Genomic DNA, 15013 nt, shown 5'->3' with positions numbered 1-15013 from the left:
AGGGCCCGATGAAGATCGAATTCTTGCTGCACAACGCCTACGGCATCGGCGGCACCATCCGCTCGACCGTCAACCTCGCCGCCGCCCTCGCGGAGCGGCACGAGGTGCGCATCGTCAGCGTCAACCGCCCCGTGGACGAGCCCGAGCTCACCATCGACCCCCGGGTGCGCCTCACCCCCCTGGTCGACCTGCGCGAGGGTGCCGACACCGACGAGTACGAGGCCCCCCTCAACCAGCAGCCCAGCGAGATCTTCCGGGACGAGCGGATCGACAACGGCCGGATGGCGGCGACCGCCCTCACCGACCAGCGCGTGGCCGGGCACCTCGCCGCCACCGACGCCGACGTCGTCATCGCCACCCGCCCCAAGCTCATCGGCTACCTCGCGAAGTACGGCAGCGACCGCTACCTGCGGCTCGGCCAGGAGCACCTCACCCACGAGGCGCACGTCCCCGAGCTGCACGCCGTGATGGACCCGGCGATCGCCGCGCTCGACGCCTTCGCCACCGTCTCCGAGGCCGACGCGGGTCACTACCGCGAGGCGCTCCCCGACGCGCACGCGCGCATCCTCTCCATCCCCAACGCCGTCCCGGCGCCGGTCGCCGAGCCCTCCGACGGCACGTCCCGGACGATCGTCTCGGCGGGCCGCCTCGTGGCGGTGAAGCGCTACGACCGCCTCGTCGCCGCCTTCGCGAAGGTCGCCGCCGAGCGCCCCGACTGGAACCTGCGGATCTACGGCCGCGGTCCCGCCAAGGCCAAGCTGCGCAAGCAGATCGAGGAACTCGGGCTCTACGAGCGCGTCACGCTCATGGGCGCCCGCTCGCCCATCGAGACCGAGTGGTCGAAGGGCGCCGTCGCCGCCGTCGCCTCCGACGCCGAGTCCTTCGGCATGACCATCGTCGAGGCCATGCACGCCGGGCTGCCGGTCATCGCCACCGACTGCCCCTACGGCCCGCGCGAGATCCTCACCGACGGCACCGACGGCATCCTCGTCCCGCTCGACGACTCCGACGCCGTCGACGCCTACGCCGAGGCCCTCCTGAAACTCACCGGCGACGCCGGACTGCGCCGGAGCCTCGGCGCGGCGGCCCGCGAGACCGCCCACCGCTACGAGCCGTCCCGGATCGCGCAGCGCTACGAGGAGCTCTTCGAGGAGCTCCGCCCCGGCTCCACCGCCGCCGCGCCCGCGCCGGAGAAGAAGGGCGGCTTCCTGCGCGGCCTCTTCGGCGGCAAGGCCAAGCAGCCGGCCGCCGCCCCCGCGCCGCGGGGCGACATCGACCCCCCCGAGGCCCGCTGCGCCGTCGAGGCCGACGGCTCCCTGACCGTACGGCTGCGCCCGGAGCAGCTCACCTCCGCCGACACCCACGTCCTGCTCCGCCACCGCGGCAGCAAGGGCAAGGAGTCCGTGCGCGTTCCGCTCGCCGCCGACGGCACGGCCCGGATCGAGCGCGCCGCCCACACCATGTCCGAGGGGCGCTGGGACACCTACGTCGAGCGGTCCGGCGACAAGTCCCGGCGCCGCCTGGCCGCGGCGCTCGTCGAGCAGAAGGCGCTCCTCGGCCTGCCGCTCGCGGTCTCCGGTGCCGGGGTCGCGGCCTGGGTGCCGTATGAGACCAGTGACGGCTTCCTCGCCGTCCGCACCTGGCTGCGCCCGCAGCACGCCGAGGCCACGGAGGTGCGCGTCGGCGACGACGCGGTCACCGTCACCGTCGCGCTGTACGGCACGGCCCTGGGCGAGGGCGCCGAGATCCTCGCCCGGCTCCGGCACGGCGACGGCGCGGCCGGTGACGTCCGCGCCCCCCTGGAGAACGGCAGCGGCAGCCTCCCGTACGCCCCGATGGAGAAGCGCGTCGCCGAGGACCAGGACCTGTGGGACCTCTGGGTACGCCCGCGGTCCGGGGCCGCTCTCGTGCGAGTCGGCCGCATGGCGGGGGACTTCGCCGACCGCAAGGGTGTCGATACGTTCCCCGCGGCTGCTCGTGGTGCGGTGCGCCTGCGTCCGTATTTCACGGTGACGAATGATCTGACGGTGACGGTGAAGGACGCGGCGGCGGACGTGGTGTAGCGGTTTGTCCGCGGGTGCGTTGTGGTTGCGGTTCGGGTGGCCTCAAGTGCCGGCCGGGCTTTGGTTGTGGCTGGTGCCGGGGGTGGGTCTTCCGGGCTGGGGACCTGGAACGCGGTGCGGGTGCCGTTTCTCGAATTGGGTGCCCCGAATTCGCACCGCGTTCCAGAACCCCACCCTCCAGCCCCACCCCCTCCCGCCGGAGGGCGAGTGCGGGACGTGTCCGCCTCAGGGTGCGCATTCAGCCCGTTGGGGGCACCTCTGGGGGAGTTCGAGGACAACGTGGCGAAGCCGTATCGCGGGGTCTGGGGCGTGCCCCCCGTTTCCGGGTGCGAAATCCAGCCTGTCCGGCGTTTGAGGACAACGCGCGAAGCGTGTTGCTGGGGGTCCGGGGCGCAGCCCCAGTTTCAGGGCGCGCACCACTGCGGGGGTCTGGGGGCTTGCCCCCAGTTTCGGGAAGGGGCGGGTAGGGGAAAAAGCGCCGCAGGCCAACGCACCCGCACCCAGGGGCCCGGGGCGCGAGCCCCTACGTGGCGGAGCTGGAAAAGAAAACGCACAGCCCCACCCCCGCAAACGGAGACGGCCGGGGCCGCCACCCCCCACAGGAGAGGCCCCGACCGTCGTCCGGCGCGAACCCTGGTGGGGCCCGCACTACCTACAGCGCCATGGCCCCTAAATCCGTCACACTGTCATACCGGTGACGGGGGCCGTTTCTGGACGAGGCCGGGCCCCTGCCCGTAACGTGCGGGTCCGCGCCCGAGGCGGCGCCGCTCTCCCGTTCGGTCCCGGTGGCCGGGGAACCGGGGGGTTTCGCATGAGTTCGGCCACGTCCCCAGGGGGTCTGAGAAATGTATCCGTGCGGTCGATGCCGCGCTGCCGCCGTCGGCCAGGACGGCCGCTGCGCCGCCTGTGGCGCGTACCAGCAGCAGCCGGCCCCGCCGATGGGGATGCCGCCGGCGCCCCCGTATCCGTACGCCGCCGCGATGCCCGTCGGCGCCGCCGACCTGCGGCGCGGTCTGCGTATCACGCTCAGCGTGCTGCTCGCGGTGTGTGTCGTGGTGCTGCTGTTCGTCTTCACGGCGCGCGTGGAGCAGCGTTCGGCGATCCAGGCCGTCATCGACAACGGCGTCAGCGGCAGCACGGTGGACGACGCCAACAGCGCGGACGGCTTCGTCCTCGGGACGCAGCTGGTCTACTTCCTGGTGTTCGTCGCGACCGCCGCGGTGTGGGCCGTGTGGTTCCGGCGCGCGCGGCTGAACGCCGAGCTGTTCGCCCCGGGCACGCACCGCATGGGCGCCGGCTGGGCGGCGGGCGCGTGGTTCACGCCGGTGGTCAACCTCTGGTTCCCCAAGCAGATCGCCAACGACATCTACCGGGCCAGTGCCCCGGCCGGCCCGCAGAGCGCGCCCAAGGGACTGCTGAACACCTGGTGGTGCCTGTGGATCGGCTCGTTCGCCATCAACATGATCGCGTCCGTCACGGCCGCCTCCGCGAGCGCCCGGCTCCGGACGCGGGGCTATGACGGCTCCACCTGGGAGAGCGACGTCGACACCCTGAAGTCCGCCGCCAACCTCTCGGCTCTCGCCGCCCTGCTGACGGCCGCCGCGGGCGTCCTCGCGATCTTCGTTGTGCGGCAGCTGGCGCGGCTTCAGGAGCAGCGCGCCCTCATGGGCCCCGCGCCGATGGGCCCCATGGGACCCATGGCGCCGATGGGTGTGCCGATGGCGGGCCCGGCGGCCGGTCCGGTGCCCGGGATGCCGTACGGCGCTCCGGCTTATCCGCCCGCGCAGCCCGGTCCGGCGGCGGGCGGCTGGGCCAATCCGGCGCAATCACCGCAGAATCCTTACGGCAACGGCCCGGCCGGCCACTGAGTCGCGGATTCTCCCAGTGGGGCAGGATGAGGGTGTGCAGGGGGACGACACTGAGCTGACGGCCGCGGTGCGCGCGGCGCAGAGTGGGGACGAGACGGCGTTCCGCACCGTCTACCGGACGGTTCATCCCCGCCTGCTCGGCTATCTGCGCACCCTCGTCGGGGACGCCGAGGCGGAGGACGTGGCATCCGAGGCGTGGCTCCAGATCGCCCGCGATCTGGAGCGGTTCACCGGGGACGCGGACCGCTTCCGCGGCTGGGCGGCGCGGATCGCCCGCAACCGCGCGCTCGACCACATACGGATGCGCGGCCGGCGCCCGGCGATCGGTGGCGACGAGAGCGAGCTCGCGGGCCGCGCGGCCGACGCGGACACCGCGGGGGAGGCCCTGGAGTCGCTCGGCACGGACCACACCTTCGCGCTCATAGCCCAGCTGCCGCAGGACCAGGCGGAGGCCGTCGTGCTGCGGGTGGTCGTCGGGCTCGACGCGAAGAGCGCCGCCGGGGTGCTCGGCAAGCGGCCGGGCGCGGTCCGTACCGCCGCCCACCGGGGCCTGCGGCGGCTCGCCGAACTGGTGACGGCGCCCGACACCCTCCCCGGGCAGCGGCAGGCACAACCGTCACACACCGGAGCGAACGCTTCTGCCGGTGTGACGCAATTGCGCACGCGGACGCAGAAGGACATGTGATGGCCGACGACCACCGCTACGACTGGCTGGATGACGACGCCGTGGAGCGTCTGCTCACGCCTGCGCAGTCGCCTTCGGCGGACCCGGAGGCGGAGCCGCGGCTGGCGGCGCTGCTGCGTGCCCTGACCCCGGAACCGGCGCGGCCGGACCACGCCCTGCCGGGCGAGGAGGCGGCCCTGGCGGCGTTCCGCACGGCACGCGCGCAACGGACGCGCGAGGCACACGCCTTCGCGGAGGAGACCGCGCCCGCGGCCGTGCCCGGCGAACACGCGTCGCCGCTGCGGCCTGATGTATCGGATGTACCGGGCGTAGCGGGCGTGGACCACGGTCTCGCGGCCGCGTCGCGGGCCGCGCACGGGCGCATACCCGGCTCCCCTGTGGTTGACGAAGCGTCAGACGCGGTCGCGCGCCCCCTCGTCGGCGCGGCGGAATCCACTACGCGCGTCAACCACCCCGCCTCCGCCCCCGCCGCCCGCCTCGGCGTGGCCGAAAAGGCGCGGGGCCTGTTCGGCCGGTGGCGGCCCGTGAAGGTCGCCCTCGCCATGGCCGTCGCCGGGTGCGCGCTGGGCGGCGTCGCCGTCGCCGCCGGTACGGGCGTGCTGTCGGCGCCCTTCGGCCGTGCGGCCGGCGAGCCCGAGACCAGCGCCAGCGTCTCCGCCCTCGACGACACCGGCATGGAGACGCCGCTGCCCCCGTCCGGCGCGCCCAGCGCCTCGCCGTCGCCCGGCAAGGGCGGCGGCTCCCGCGCGAGCGGCGCGCCGCACGCCCCCGCGCCGAGCGGTGGCGGTGCCACCGCCGGGCACGGCGGCAAGGAGAACAGACCCGGGGACACCCCCTCGGCCTCTCCCAGCCACGACGGCGGCCAGGACCACGACGGCGGCGACGCCGACGCCGCCAGGGGCGGCACGGTCTGGGCCGCCCGGCTCTGCCGCGACTTCCTCGCCGCGCAGCAGCGCCGCGGCCAGGACGTCGACGAGCACGACCTCCGCGACCTGGAGCGCTTCGCGGGCGCCGGGAGCGCGGACGCCCTGCGTGAATACTGTGAGCGCTACGCGCCGGACGGCGGTGGCAAGGGCGTCACCAGCGGCGGCAAGGGGGCGAGTGGCGGCAAGGGCGACGACGACAGCCAGGGCGACGGCCGCCGCGGCCGGTCCGTCCCGATCGTCCCGTCCGTCCTCGGCACCTCCCCGCTCCTGCTCTCGAAAGCGCTCCCGGACCCGCTCGGGGCGCCGCTCCGTCCCCTGCTGTGACGTTCGCTGTGACGTTTTTCGCGCCGGTGGCGCTGTAGGAAGTGTGCCGACTGGTCATCGGCCGCGCACGAGCCGGAGTTCCCCCCATACCGTCGGCTCGGCGCACCGGCGCGGGCGGGGCTCTTCCCCCGGCTCTGCCCGCGCCCCCCACGGCCCGCCGCGCCTCCACCGCCTCGTCCGCCGCGCCGGTGCTGCCTCTTCGCCCTCCGGCGGAGCATCCTTGTACGTACCCGCGAGGTACGTATCCGCGAGGACACCGCACGGCCTGACGAGCAGCGGGAGGCGGCACCCATGGCGCGCGAGCCGGAGAGCAGCAGCACACGGTCGACCGAGTCCGGACTGACCGTCGATCCGGTCTACGGCCCCGAGGCCCTCGCCGGCTGGGATCCCGCCGAGCGGCTCGGCGCCCCCGGCGCGTACCCCTTCACCCGCGGCGTCTACCCCACGATGTACACCGGCCGCCCCTGGACGATGCGGCAGTACGCGGGGTTCGGCACCGCCGCCGAGTCCAACGCCCGCTACCGGCAGCTCATCGAGCACGGCACCATGGGCCTGTCCGTCGCCTTCGACCTGCCCACCCAGATGGGCCACGACTCCGACACGCCCCTGGCGAGCGGCGAGGTCGGCAAGGTCGGGGTCGCGATCGACTCGGTCGAGGACATGCGGGTGCTCTTCGACGGCATCCCGCTCGGCAAGGTCTCCACGTCGATGACCATCAACGCGCCCGCCGCGCCGCTCCTGCTGCTGTACGAGCTGGTGGCCGAGGAGCAGGGCGTGCCGGCCGGGAGCCTCACCGGGACCGTGCAGAACGACATCCTCAAGGAGTACATCGCGCGCGGCACATACATCTTCCCGCCGCAGCCCTCGCTGCGGCTCGTCGCGGACACCTTCCGCTACTGCGGCGAGGTGCTGCCCCGGTGGAACACCATCTCGATCTCCGGCTATCACATGGCCGAGGCCGGTGCCTCGCCCGTGCAGGAGATCGCGTTCACGCTGGCCGACGGCATCGAGTACGTCCGCACCGCTGTCGCCGCGGGCCTGGACGTCGATGCGTTCGCGCCCCGGCTGTCGTTCTTCTTCGTCGCCCGGACGACGTTCCTGGAGGAGGTCGCGAAGTTCCGCGCGGCGCGGCGGATCTGGGCGCGAGTGATGCGGGAGGAGTTCGGCGCGCGCGACCCCAAGTCGCTGATGCTGCGCTTCCACACGCAGACCGCGGGCGTCCAGCTGACCGCGCAGCAGCCGGAGCTCAATCTCGTACGGGTCGCCGTGCAGGGCCTGGCCGCGGTGCTCGGCGGCACGCAGTCGCTGCACACCAACGCCTTCGACGAGGCCATCGCCCTGCCCACCGATAAATCGGCCCGGCTGGCCCTGCGCACCCAGCAGGTCCTGGCCCACGAGACCGACGTCACGGCCACGGTCGACCCCTTCGCCGGCTCGTACGCGGTGGAGTCGCTGACCGACGCGGTCGAGGCGGCGGCGCTCGGCCTCATGCGGCGGGTGGCGGACCGGGGCGGGGCGGTCGCCGCCATCGAGGAGGGCTTCCAGAAGGCCGAGATCGAACGGAACGCGTACCGCATCGCGCAGGAGACCGACAGCGGCGAGCGCGTCGTCGTCGGCGTCAACCGCTACCGGCTGGCCGAGGAGGAGCCGTACGAGCCGCTCCGCGTCGACCCCGCGATCGAGGAGCAGCAGGTGCGGCGCCTGCGGCAGTTGCGCGCCTCCCGCGACGGACAGGCGGTTCAGGCCGCCCTGGCCGGCCTGAAGGAGGCGGCCGCGGGCACGGACAACGTCCTGCCTCCCATGAAGGCCGCGCTCCGGGAGCGGGCGACGGTGGGCGAGGTGTGCGGGGCGCTGCGGGAGGTGTGGGGGACGTACGAGCCGAGCGAGTCCTTCTGAACGGTTCGGGAACGGCGGCCTCCCGCGGTGAGGGAAAATGGCCGGATGTCCTCTCCGCGCCGCACGTGCCCCGTCTGCTCCCGAGAGATCGCCGTGGTCGGCGGTCGCTTCGCCCGCCACGACCCCCCGGGCCGCCGCGCCTCGTACGACCTCATCTCCTGCCCCGGCTCCCGCCGCTCGGCCCCCCTTCTCGCCACGGAACCCCGCCTCTTCGACCCGGAGGAACCGGATATGAGGGGGCAGGGGCAGCTGTTCTGAGGCTCCGGCGTGGGCGGCGCGGAGGGGGAGACGGCCCTTGTGCGATCGAGGCGTCACGACGGGAACCGAGCGCCCGGGGAGACAGCGTGACCGGAACCGTGGATCCGCGGGTCTGCGCACGTATGCGGGAGATCGCTGAGGAGTTCCGGTCCGCAGCCGAACGCATGCCGGTCAGGACGTCGTCGCCCAGTCCGGTGCCGAGGCGGAGCACCCGACGACCGGGCGGACGCGCCGCCCGGACGCCTGAGCGCCTGCCCGCCTCATAGGGGACTTTTCCCCACCGACTTCATGATCCTCGGCGCCACATAATTGCTGCGCGGCCCCGGTCGGGGACGGGCGAAGTGCGGGGGAAAGGCGTAAGCGGATGTTCCGGGTACCGGTCGAGGAGGGGCTTCAGGGGCTCAAGCGGTGTCTGTTGCTGTGGTGGCTCGCGGGGGTGGCCACCACGCTCTCGCTGCTGGTCACCCTGACCGTGCTGCTGCTCGGCTCCGGGCTGGGGATCCTGATGCTGCCGCGTACCGTGGCGTACGTACGCAAGCTCGCCGACCGGCAGCGGGAGCTGGTCGGCGACTGGACCGGGGAACCCGTGCCCGCCGCGTACGACCCGCCGCCCGCCCCCATGCCGAAGGGTGCGCACGGCGTCTTCGCCCGCTGCCGGTGGATCGTCCGCGACGGCCAGACCTGGCGCGACTGGACCTGGCTCGCCGCCGAGCCGGTCGTCGGCGGCGCGCTCGCCGCCGGCCCGGTCCTGCTGGTGCTCGCCGGCGTCTGGGGGCTCGCGATGCCGCTCTACGGCTTCGAGCTGGCGCAGCACTGGGACGGCATCTGGTTCGAGTTCGTCCCGGTCAAGGGCGGGTACACCGCCGCACTGGCCGGCGCGCTCGGCGCGCTCCACCTCGGGCTCGCCCTGTGGTGGGCGCCCCGCGCCGCCCGCCTCCACGCCGCGTACACCCGCTCCCTCCTCTCGCCCGGGCCGGTGGCCCGCATGGCCCACCGCATCGAGCACCTCTCCGTGACCCGGTCCGACGCCGTCGACACACAGATGGCCGAGATCCGCCGCATCGAGCGTGACCTCCACGACGGCGCCCAGGCCCGGCTCGTGGCCATGGGCATGCCCCTCGACGCCGCCGGCCATCTCCTGGAGAGCAACCCCGAGGCCGTACGCCAACTCCTGCTCGAAGCGCGGGAGTCCTCCACCAAGGCCCTGGAGGAGCTGCGCGACCTCGTCCGCGGCATCCACCCTCCCGTACTCGCCGACCGCGGCCTCGCGGACGCGGTCCGTTCGCTCGCCCTCGTCAGCCCCTTGCGTACCGAGGTACGCGTCGATCTCCCCGGCCGCGCCGAGGCACCCGTCGAGTCGGCCCTCTACTTCGCGGTGTCCGAGGCCCTGGCCAACGCCGCCAAGCACGCGCACGCGGACCGGCTCTGGATCGACGTCCGTTACGATCAAGGAAAGCTGCGCGTCACCGTCACCGACGACGGCCAGGGCGGCGCGCGCCGGGCTCGGCACCGGGCTGCGCGGCATCGAGCGGCGGCTGGCGACCTTCGACGGGCTCCTCGCCGTGAGCAGCCCCAACGGCGGCCCGACCATGCTGACGATGGAGCTCCCGTGCGTATTGTCCTCGCCGAAGACCACTTCCTGCTCAGAGACGGTCTGATACGGCTGCTGGGGGCGTTCGGCCACGAGATCGTGGCCGCCGTCGACAACGGCCCCGAGCTGCTGACCGCCCTCACCGGACTGCGTCCGGACCTCGCCCTCGTGGACGTCCGGCTGCCGCCCACCTTCGCCGATGAGGGCCTCCGCGCCGCCGTCACCGCCCGCCGGGAGATCCCGGGCCTGCCGGTGCTGCTGCTGTCGCAGTACGTGGAGCCGCTGTACGCCCACGAGTTGCTCGCCGACGGCGGCGGCTCCGTGGGCTACGTCCTCAAGGACCGCGTCTCCAACGGCGCGGAATTCATGAGCACGATCCGCCGCGTGGCGGAGGGCGGCACCGTCATGGACCCCGAGGTCGTCACCAAGCTGATGCACCGCAAGGACCGCGACCAGGGCGTCGGCGCCCTCACCGCCCGCGAACGCGAGGTCCTCGAATGCCTGGCCCAGGGCAGGTCCAACGCGGGCATCGCGGAAGCGCTCTTCATCACGGAGAAGGCCGTGACGAAGCACATCGGCAACATCTTCCCGAAGCTGGGCCTGCACCCGGACGAGGCCGACAACCGGAGGGTGCTCGCGGTGCTGGCGTATCTGGAGCGGTGAGGGGCGCCGGCGATCAGCAGGAATAGAACTGCGTGACCTGAGCGGTGGCCGCGTAGACGCTCGGCTCGAACGTGCCGGTCGCGTTCATGTCGTACCACTTGCTCGGCCACATCGTCGGGCTGTCGTACGTCGTGGTCTTGTAGAGCTCCTGGCCGCTCGTGTTCCTCAGTGAGAAACGCGCGTGCCAGATGTCGCCGCTCAGCGTGAACGTCGTCTGCGTCTTGGCGGTGAAGGTGAGTTTGCCGTCCGAGTAGAGCCGCAGTTCTCCGCCGGTCTGGTGGCAGTCGCCCGCGCTCAGGTCGCCCCAGGTCCACCATTTGTAGTCCGTGGCGATGCCTTGCCTGACGGTGCCGGCAGTGGCCGGGCCTGTGTCCGCCGACGCTGTCGGGGCGGTGAACGCGGTGAGGAGGAGGGCTGCGGCCAACAGCTTCTTGATGGAACGCATGGCGTTTTCCGTTCGGGATGTGTCAGCCCCTCGGAGTGATTACCCGGAGCCGAATCCCACGGAGCGGGCCGGCAGGGGTGGTGGGCCCGTCTCGTCCCAGCTGCCGCCCGTGACGTCGTCCGGCGGGTCGGAAAGGCCGTCCAGGGTTCCGGTGTCGAACCGCATGTACGTGAAGGTGCCGCAGGCCACCTGGGCGTTGACGGGCACAGCCGCGAGCGGCAGCAACGCGCCGCTCGCGGCGAGGGCGGCTCTGCGCGGTGCCCTGAGCGGGCGGGCTCGGCTGATTTGTTTGTGCGCGTGCATGTGGGAGCGCTCCCTTTCCCGCATGGGGTCGGAAGGGGAGCGTCCATCTTTTTGAGGAGCGGGGGAAGGGGTGTTGACGTGCGACCACTCGGATGGGCGATTGGGATTATTTATCGGCAGTGCGCAGGTCGCCTTGGAGGAGGGCGTCGGAGAATGCGCGGTATGCGGGTGAAGTGAAGCGGAGGATGGGGCTGTTGGGGTTCTTGGAGTCGCGTATGGATATGGCTTCGCCGGATCTGGATATCTCGACGCAGTTCTCTACTACCGAGCTGTAGCTGCTCTTTATGAATCTGCTCATGTTGCATCCTTGACGATCCGCGTGATGAAGTCCTGTGTTGCTGCCGGGTTCAGTGCGTGATCCAAAAGGAACTCGAACACAGAGGTGTACCGCGCGACTCGGGCATCCTCATCGAAGTAGAGCGAGTGCGTGAGGGGCTCCACAGCGACCACCGGATCACTTGCAGCCAGGTGGAAAATCGTGAAGCTGCCATCCATCCCAGTGTGCGCGCCCGACGCAAAGGGGAGAACCCGCAGTTCGACGTTGGGCAGTTTCGACATGAGGAGCAGGTGCTCAAGCTGCCCTCGGTGGACTACCGGCCCGCCGACCGCGCGCCTCAAACTGGCCTCGTCGAGGACGCATCGGAGTGTGAGCGGCTCCCTGGAGGGCTCATCGCCCGGTGCAATCGCAAGGACTTCTTGTCGCTTCATGCGCAGCTCGACAAAGTTCCGTACGTCACGCGCTGTGCTCCATACGCTGCCGCCTTGGATGATCGCGTGGGCGTACGCGGCTGTCTGTAGCAGCCCAGGGATGGCGAGCGCCGCGTAGGCATCCGTGTGGGTGGCGATTTCCTCCAGCTCCAAGAAGTCGGCGAACTGAGGGCGGATCACGTCCCTGAACTGCGTGAAGATGCGCCGCTGGCGGGCGCTGTCGGAGAGCCTGGCGATCTCTATCGTCTCTGCGATGCGCGCCGCGTCCTTCACCTTGTACACGGTGAAGAACTTCTCCAGATCGGGACGTTGCTTCCCATTCTCGATCTTACTCAAGGCGGGCGGGCCGGGCAGGCCAAGCAGCTTGGCGGCCTCGGCAAGGTTGAGGCCGGTCCGAACTCGCATCGTCTTCAGGATCGATCCGAGCCTCCGGCGCAACATGGTGGGTTTGGCGTCAGGCATGTGATCACCCCCTTCTGCGGGCGACTCTACCCACATCAACTGTCTTGGCATATGCCAACGTTCACCCCATCGAGGCAACTAACTGGAGTAAGTTGCTCGCGAAAGTCGCGCCAGGCCCAGACTGGATCGCAGTCGAGTGCAGCGAATCCAGGGAGGCCACGGCAATGACCTACAGGAACGGCGCGTTCGTAGTGGACACGCGCGGAGGGCGGATCGCCCAAGTGATCGACAGTGTCGGCGGCCGCGTACGCGTCCGTACCCCCGGCGGCGGCGCAGAATGGGAAGTCCCCTTCTCCGTGCTGCGGTTGGCCACGCGCGCCGAGCGCGACGAAGTGGGGCTCTGGCCCGCCGGTTCGTGGTCGCGGATGGAGTGCCCGGAATGCCCGGTCCTGGAACAGGCGTGGCGGGAGGCCGCCGCCGGAGGCGACCGGTTGAAGGAGGCGACCGCGCTCGTGACACTGCGGCGGCACGGCCGGGTCGTGCACATGCTGCCGGGAGGGAGGGCGTGAGAGTGTGCGCGCACCGCGACGGATGGGTTCGCGCCAACGGCGAGGCGCAGTGCCGCAGTTGTGGCGTCCGCAGGTTCGCCGACTACCGCGCCGTACGCCCGCCGGGGCTCGCCGAAGCGGTCACCCGCCCCCGCAGAGAAGCCCGGAACGCGGACCGCGCGGCCGCGCTGTGGCTGATGCGGCGGACTCGGTGGACGCGGCGGCGCCAACCTGCCCCGTACGACAAGTGGTTGGTCTCACCCGTTTGAGTGGACGAAGTGTTGATCAGGTGTAATTAGGGGGCGATATCGGGAAGTTACCCGTCTGTCGAAGCTGTGACCCGGGGAGGGGAGCCGCCGTGGAGCGGGAAGAAGAGCCGTACGAGCCGCCGGAGTTGATGGAGGTCGGTGAGTTCGCCGACCTGACGCTGGGCACGTCCACGGGGACGTACTACGAAGGCGGTTACGCCGCCTGGTATGTCCGGCCGAGCTGACCTGACGATGAGCAGCGAGACGTGGTTCGCGGTCTTTCCCGACGGCGAACCGGGGGCGGCCGTGGCGCAGACGTTGCGCCGCGGGGCCGCCGAGGTGATCGACCACCACTCCGGGCGGCCATGGCTGGTGGGGAGCTGGCCGGCCGGGCAGGTGGTGGTGGCCGCGGTGGGGGAGGCGCGGCTGGCGGTGATCGGGCGGTGTCCCGTCACCGCCGAGGCGCTGCGGATCCGGCTCAGGCGCGTGCGGGAGATCGCGGACGTCGAGGGGGCGCTGCGGGGGCTGGAGGGGAGCTTCCACGCGGTCGCTTCCGTGGGCGGCCGGGTGCGGGTGCGGGGGAGCGCGTCGGGGGTGCGGCGGGTGTTCCGCGCCCGGCTGGACGGGGTGACGGTGGCGGCGAGCCGCGCGGACACGCTGGCGCGGGCCCTCGGCTCGGGGGTGGACGAGCGGAGGCTGGCTCTCCACCTGCTGTCGTCCCCGCCGCCCTTCCCGCTCGACGCGGGGCCCAGCCTGTGGCGGGGTGTGGAGGCGCTGCCGGCCGGGAGCTTCCTGCTGCTGGAGGCGGACGGGCGCGCCGAGGTGCGCCCGTGGTGGCATCCCCCCGAGCCTGACCTGCCGCTGGCGGAGGGCGCCGCCGAGGTGAGCCGGGCGCTCACGGCGGCGGTGGATTCCTGCACGGTGGACGCCAAGACCGTGAGTTCGGACCTCTCCGGCGGGATGGATTCGACCAGCCTGTGCTTTCTCGCCGCGCGTGGTCCGGCCCGTCTGGTCACGTTCCGCTGGGAGAGCGTGGACGCGGCGAACGACGACGCGGCCTGGGCGCAGCTGGCGGCCGCCCGGCTGCCGGGCACGGCCGAGCATGTCGTTCCCGAACGGTCGCGCGCGCCCCTGTGGTTCAGCGGTCTGACCGGCCTCGGGGCGACGGCGGACGAGCCGGGCAGCTGGGCGCGGGACGGCGCACGGCTCACCACGCTCGTGGAGCTGATGACGGAGCGCGGCTCGCAGCTGCATCTGTCGGGCGGCGGTGGGGATGAGCTGTTCTGCGCGCTCCCGCCGTACGCGCGCGACCGCTTCCGCAGACACACGCTGCCCACGCTCAGCCTGGTGCGCAGGCGGGGTGCTCTCCGGCGGTGGCCGCTGTGGTCCCTCTTGCGGGGGATCGCGGACCGCAGCACGTTCAGCCAGTGGCTCGCGGCCTGGGCCGAGGGCCTTACGCAGGGCGCGAGTTCGTCCACGGCCTGGGGCCCGGCGCTGCGCATGCCGCCCTGGGCCACGCCGGACGCGGTCCGGGCCGTGCAGTGCCTCCTGCGCGCGGCGGCGGCGGATGTGCCGGAGCCGCTCGCGTCCCAGCGCGGCCAGCACATCGCACTGTCCTGCGTGCAGGCGTGCGGGCGCGGCTTCCGGCAGGTCGACCAGGTGACGGCGGCGCAGGGCCTGCCGTACGCCGCGCCGTATCTCGACGACCGCGTGATCGAGGCCGCCCTCACCGTACGGATCGCCGACCGCGCCGCGCGCGACCGCTATAAACCGGTGCTCGCCACGGCGATGGCCGACCTCGTGCCGGACACCGTCCTGGCGCGCTCCACCAAGGGTGAGTACAGCGCCGATTTCTACCTCGGCCTCCGCCGCAACAAGGCCGAACTCGCCGAGATCGTCACGGAGTCCCGCCTGGCCCGAGCGGGCCTCCTGGACGCGTCGGCCCTGCGCGCGGGCCTGCGCCACCCCGAGCTCTCACCGGAGGTGATGCGCGCTCTCGACAACACGCTGGCTTGCGAGATGTGGCTGCGGTCGGTGCTCGACGCGGGCGGGGCGGGGCCGGGGGTGCCGGCATGAGCGGCTCGC

Annotated in this window: 15 protein-coding genes; 11 read left to right on the top strand and 4 right to left on the bottom strand. The window is 72.3% G+C overall.

What is annotated here, in order from left to right; translation table 11 throughout:
- Positions 1 to 8: 8 nt before the first annotated feature.
- The 7 genes from ACH427_RS05150 (at position 9) to ACH427_RS05120 (ending at position 10274) form a co-directional block, all read left to right on the top strand.
- On the top strand, positions 9 to 2063 hold the full coding sequence (locus tag ACH427_RS05150; protein ID WP_398868026.1) for a glycosyltransferase family 4 protein: 2055 nt from the start codon (positions 9 to 11) through the stop codon (positions 2061 to 2063).
- 980 nt (positions 2064 to 3043) lie between these two features.
- Positions 3044 to 3931 carry a DUF4328 domain-containing protein gene (locus ACH427_RS05145; RefSeq protein ID WP_398868025.1) on the top strand — a complete coding sequence of 296 codons (888 nt, stop codon included), beginning with the start codon at positions 3044 to 3046 and terminating at the stop codon, positions 3929 to 3931.
- A gap of 34 nt (positions 3932 to 3965) precedes the next feature.
- Positions 3966 to 4616 (top strand): RNA polymerase sigma factor, encoded by a 651-nt coding sequence (locus tag ACH427_RS05140; RefSeq protein WP_398868024.1) that lies wholly within the window; start codon positions 3966 to 3968, stop codon positions 4614 to 4616.
- A complete protein-coding gene (locus ACH427_RS05135; RefSeq protein WP_398868023.1) occupies positions 4616 to 5866 on the top strand; it encodes a hypothetical protein in 1251 nt (416 codons plus the stop codon). The genes ACH427_RS05140 and ACH427_RS05135 overlap by 1 nt, the downstream gene beginning before the upstream one ends.
- Before the next feature lie 291 nt (positions 5867 to 6157).
- Positions 6158 to 7762 (top strand): methylmalonyl-CoA mutase, encoded by a 1605-nt coding sequence (locus tag ACH427_RS05130; protein WP_398868022.1) that lies wholly within the window; start codon positions 6158 to 6160, stop codon positions 7760 to 7762.
- Positions 7763 to 7807: 45 nt separating this feature from the next.
- Complete coding sequence (locus ACH427_RS05125) at positions 7808 to 8020, top strand: hypothetical protein (RefSeq protein ID WP_398868021.1); 213 nt, start codon at positions 7808 to 7810, stop codon at positions 8018 to 8020.
- A 364-nt stretch (positions 8021 to 8384) separates the two neighbouring features.
- On the top strand, positions 8385 to 10274 hold the full coding sequence (locus ACH427_RS05120) for a sensor domain-containing protein (protein ID WP_398868020.1): 1890 nt from the start codon (positions 8385 to 8387) through the stop codon (positions 10272 to 10274).
- A 13-nt stretch (positions 10275 to 10287) separates the two neighbouring features.
- On the opposite strand, the gene ACH427_RS05115 is transcribed toward ACH427_RS05120, so the two are convergent.
- The 4 genes from ACH427_RS05115 to ACH427_RS05100 all read right to left on the bottom strand — a co-directional run bounded on the left by ACH427_RS05115 (position 10288) and on the right by ACH427_RS05100 (position 12192).
- Positions 10288 to 10719 carry a DUF6294 family protein gene (locus ACH427_RS05115; RefSeq protein WP_398868019.1) on the bottom strand — a complete coding sequence of 144 codons (432 nt, stop codon included), beginning with the start codon at positions 10717 to 10719 and terminating at the stop codon, positions 10288 to 10290.
- A 39-nt stretch (positions 10720 to 10758) separates the two neighbouring features.
- A complete protein-coding gene (locus ACH427_RS05110; protein ID WP_398868018.1) occupies positions 10759 to 11022 on the bottom strand; it encodes a hypothetical protein in 264 nt (87 codons plus the stop codon).
- A 106-nt stretch (positions 11023 to 11128) separates the two neighbouring features.
- Positions 11129 to 11320, bottom strand: a complete 192-nt coding sequence (locus ACH427_RS05105) for a DUF397 domain-containing protein (RefSeq protein ID WP_398868017.1) — start codon at positions 11318 to 11320, stop codon at positions 11129 to 11131.
- A complete protein-coding gene (locus tag ACH427_RS05100; RefSeq protein WP_398868016.1) occupies positions 11317 to 12192 on the bottom strand; it encodes a helix-turn-helix domain-containing protein in 876 nt (291 codons plus the stop codon). Before ACH427_RS05100 ends, ACH427_RS05105 begins: the two co-directional genes overlap by 4 nt.
- A gap of 164 nt (positions 12193 to 12356) precedes the next feature.
- Here ACH427_RS05100 and ACH427_RS05095 point away from each other — a divergent pair, with 164 nt between their 5' ends.
- From ACH427_RS05095 to ACH427_RS05080, 4 genes are all read left to right on the top strand, one after another.
- A complete protein-coding gene (locus tag ACH427_RS05095; RefSeq protein ID WP_398868301.1) occupies positions 12357 to 12701 on the top strand; it encodes a hypothetical protein in 345 nt (114 codons plus the stop codon).
- Complete coding sequence (locus ACH427_RS05090) at positions 12593 to 12949, top strand: DUF6255 family natural product biosynthesis protein (RefSeq protein ID WP_398868279.1); 357 nt, start codon at positions 12593 to 12595, stop codon at positions 12947 to 12949. The genes ACH427_RS05095 and ACH427_RS05090 overlap by 109 nt, the downstream gene beginning before the upstream one ends.
- A gap of 89 nt (positions 12950 to 13038) precedes the next feature.
- The gene (locus ACH427_RS05085; protein ID WP_398868015.1) at positions 13039 to 13173 is read left to right on the top strand and encodes a lasso RiPP family leader peptide-containing protein; all 135 of its coding nucleotides are present in this window, start codon (positions 13039 to 13041) and stop codon (positions 13171 to 13173) included.
- Positions 13157 to 15004, top strand: a complete 1848-nt coding sequence (locus tag ACH427_RS05080) for an asparagine synthase-related protein (RefSeq protein WP_398868014.1) — start codon at positions 13157 to 13159, stop codon at positions 15002 to 15004. The genes ACH427_RS05085 and ACH427_RS05080 overlap by 17 nt, the downstream gene beginning before the upstream one ends.
- Positions 15005 to 15013: the final 9 nt, after the last annotated feature.

Source organism: Streptomyces sp. NPDC020379 (assembly GCF_044387105.1).
In the GTDB taxonomy this organism is placed as follows: Bacteria; Actinomycetota; Actinomycetes; order Streptomycetales; family Streptomycetaceae; genus Streptomyces.
This window is presented reverse-complemented; position numbering and strand designations above follow the sequence as displayed.

Excerpts from the sequence above, each read along its gene's own strand:
- ACH427_RS05150 (WP_398868026.1), top strand. The coding sequence starts at position 9 with ATGAAGATCGAATTCTTGCTGCACAACGCCTACGGCATCGGCGGCACC.
- ACH427_RS05145 (WP_398868025.1), top strand. The coding sequence starts at position 3,044 with ATGCCCGTCGGCGCCGCCGACCTGCGGCGCGGTCTGCGTATCACGCTC.
- ACH427_RS05135 (WP_398868023.1), top strand. The coding sequence starts at position 4,616 with ATGGCCGACGACCACCGCTACGACTGGCTGGATGACGACGCCGTGGAG.
- ACH427_RS05130 (WP_398868022.1), top strand. The coding sequence starts at position 6,158 with ATGGCGCGCGAGCCGGAGAGCAGCAGCACACGGTCGACCGAGTCCGGA.
- ACH427_RS05125 (WP_398868021.1), top strand. The coding sequence starts at position 7,808 with ATGTCCTCTCCGCGCCGCACGTGCCCCGTCTGCTCCCGAGAGATCGCC.
- ACH427_RS05120 (WP_398868020.1), top strand. The coding sequence starts at position 8,385 with ATGTTCCGGGTACCGGTCGAGGAGGGGCTTCAGGGGCTCAAGCGGTGT.
- ACH427_RS05115 (WP_398868019.1), bottom strand. The coding sequence starts at position 10,719 with ATGCGTTCCATCAAGAAGCTGTTGGCCGCAGCCCTCCTCCTCACCGCG.
- ACH427_RS05110 (WP_398868018.1), bottom strand. The coding sequence starts at position 11,022 with ATGCACGCGCACAAACAAATCAGCCGAGCCCGCCCGCTCAGGGCACCG.
- ACH427_RS05105 (WP_398868017.1), bottom strand. The coding sequence starts at position 11,320 with ATGAGCAGATTCATAAAGAGCAGCTACAGCTCGGTAGTAGAGAACTGC.
- ACH427_RS05100 (WP_398868016.1), bottom strand. The coding sequence starts at position 12,192 with ATGCCTGACGCCAAACCCACCATGTTGCGCCGGAGGCTCGGATCGATC.
- ACH427_RS05095 (WP_398868301.1), top strand. The coding sequence starts at position 12,357 with ATGACCTACAGGAACGGCGCGTTCGTAGTGGACACGCGCGGAGGGCGG.
- ACH427_RS05080 (WP_398868014.1), top strand. The coding sequence starts at position 13,157 with ATGTCCGGCCGAGCTGACCTGACGATGAGCAGCGAGACGTGGTTCGCG.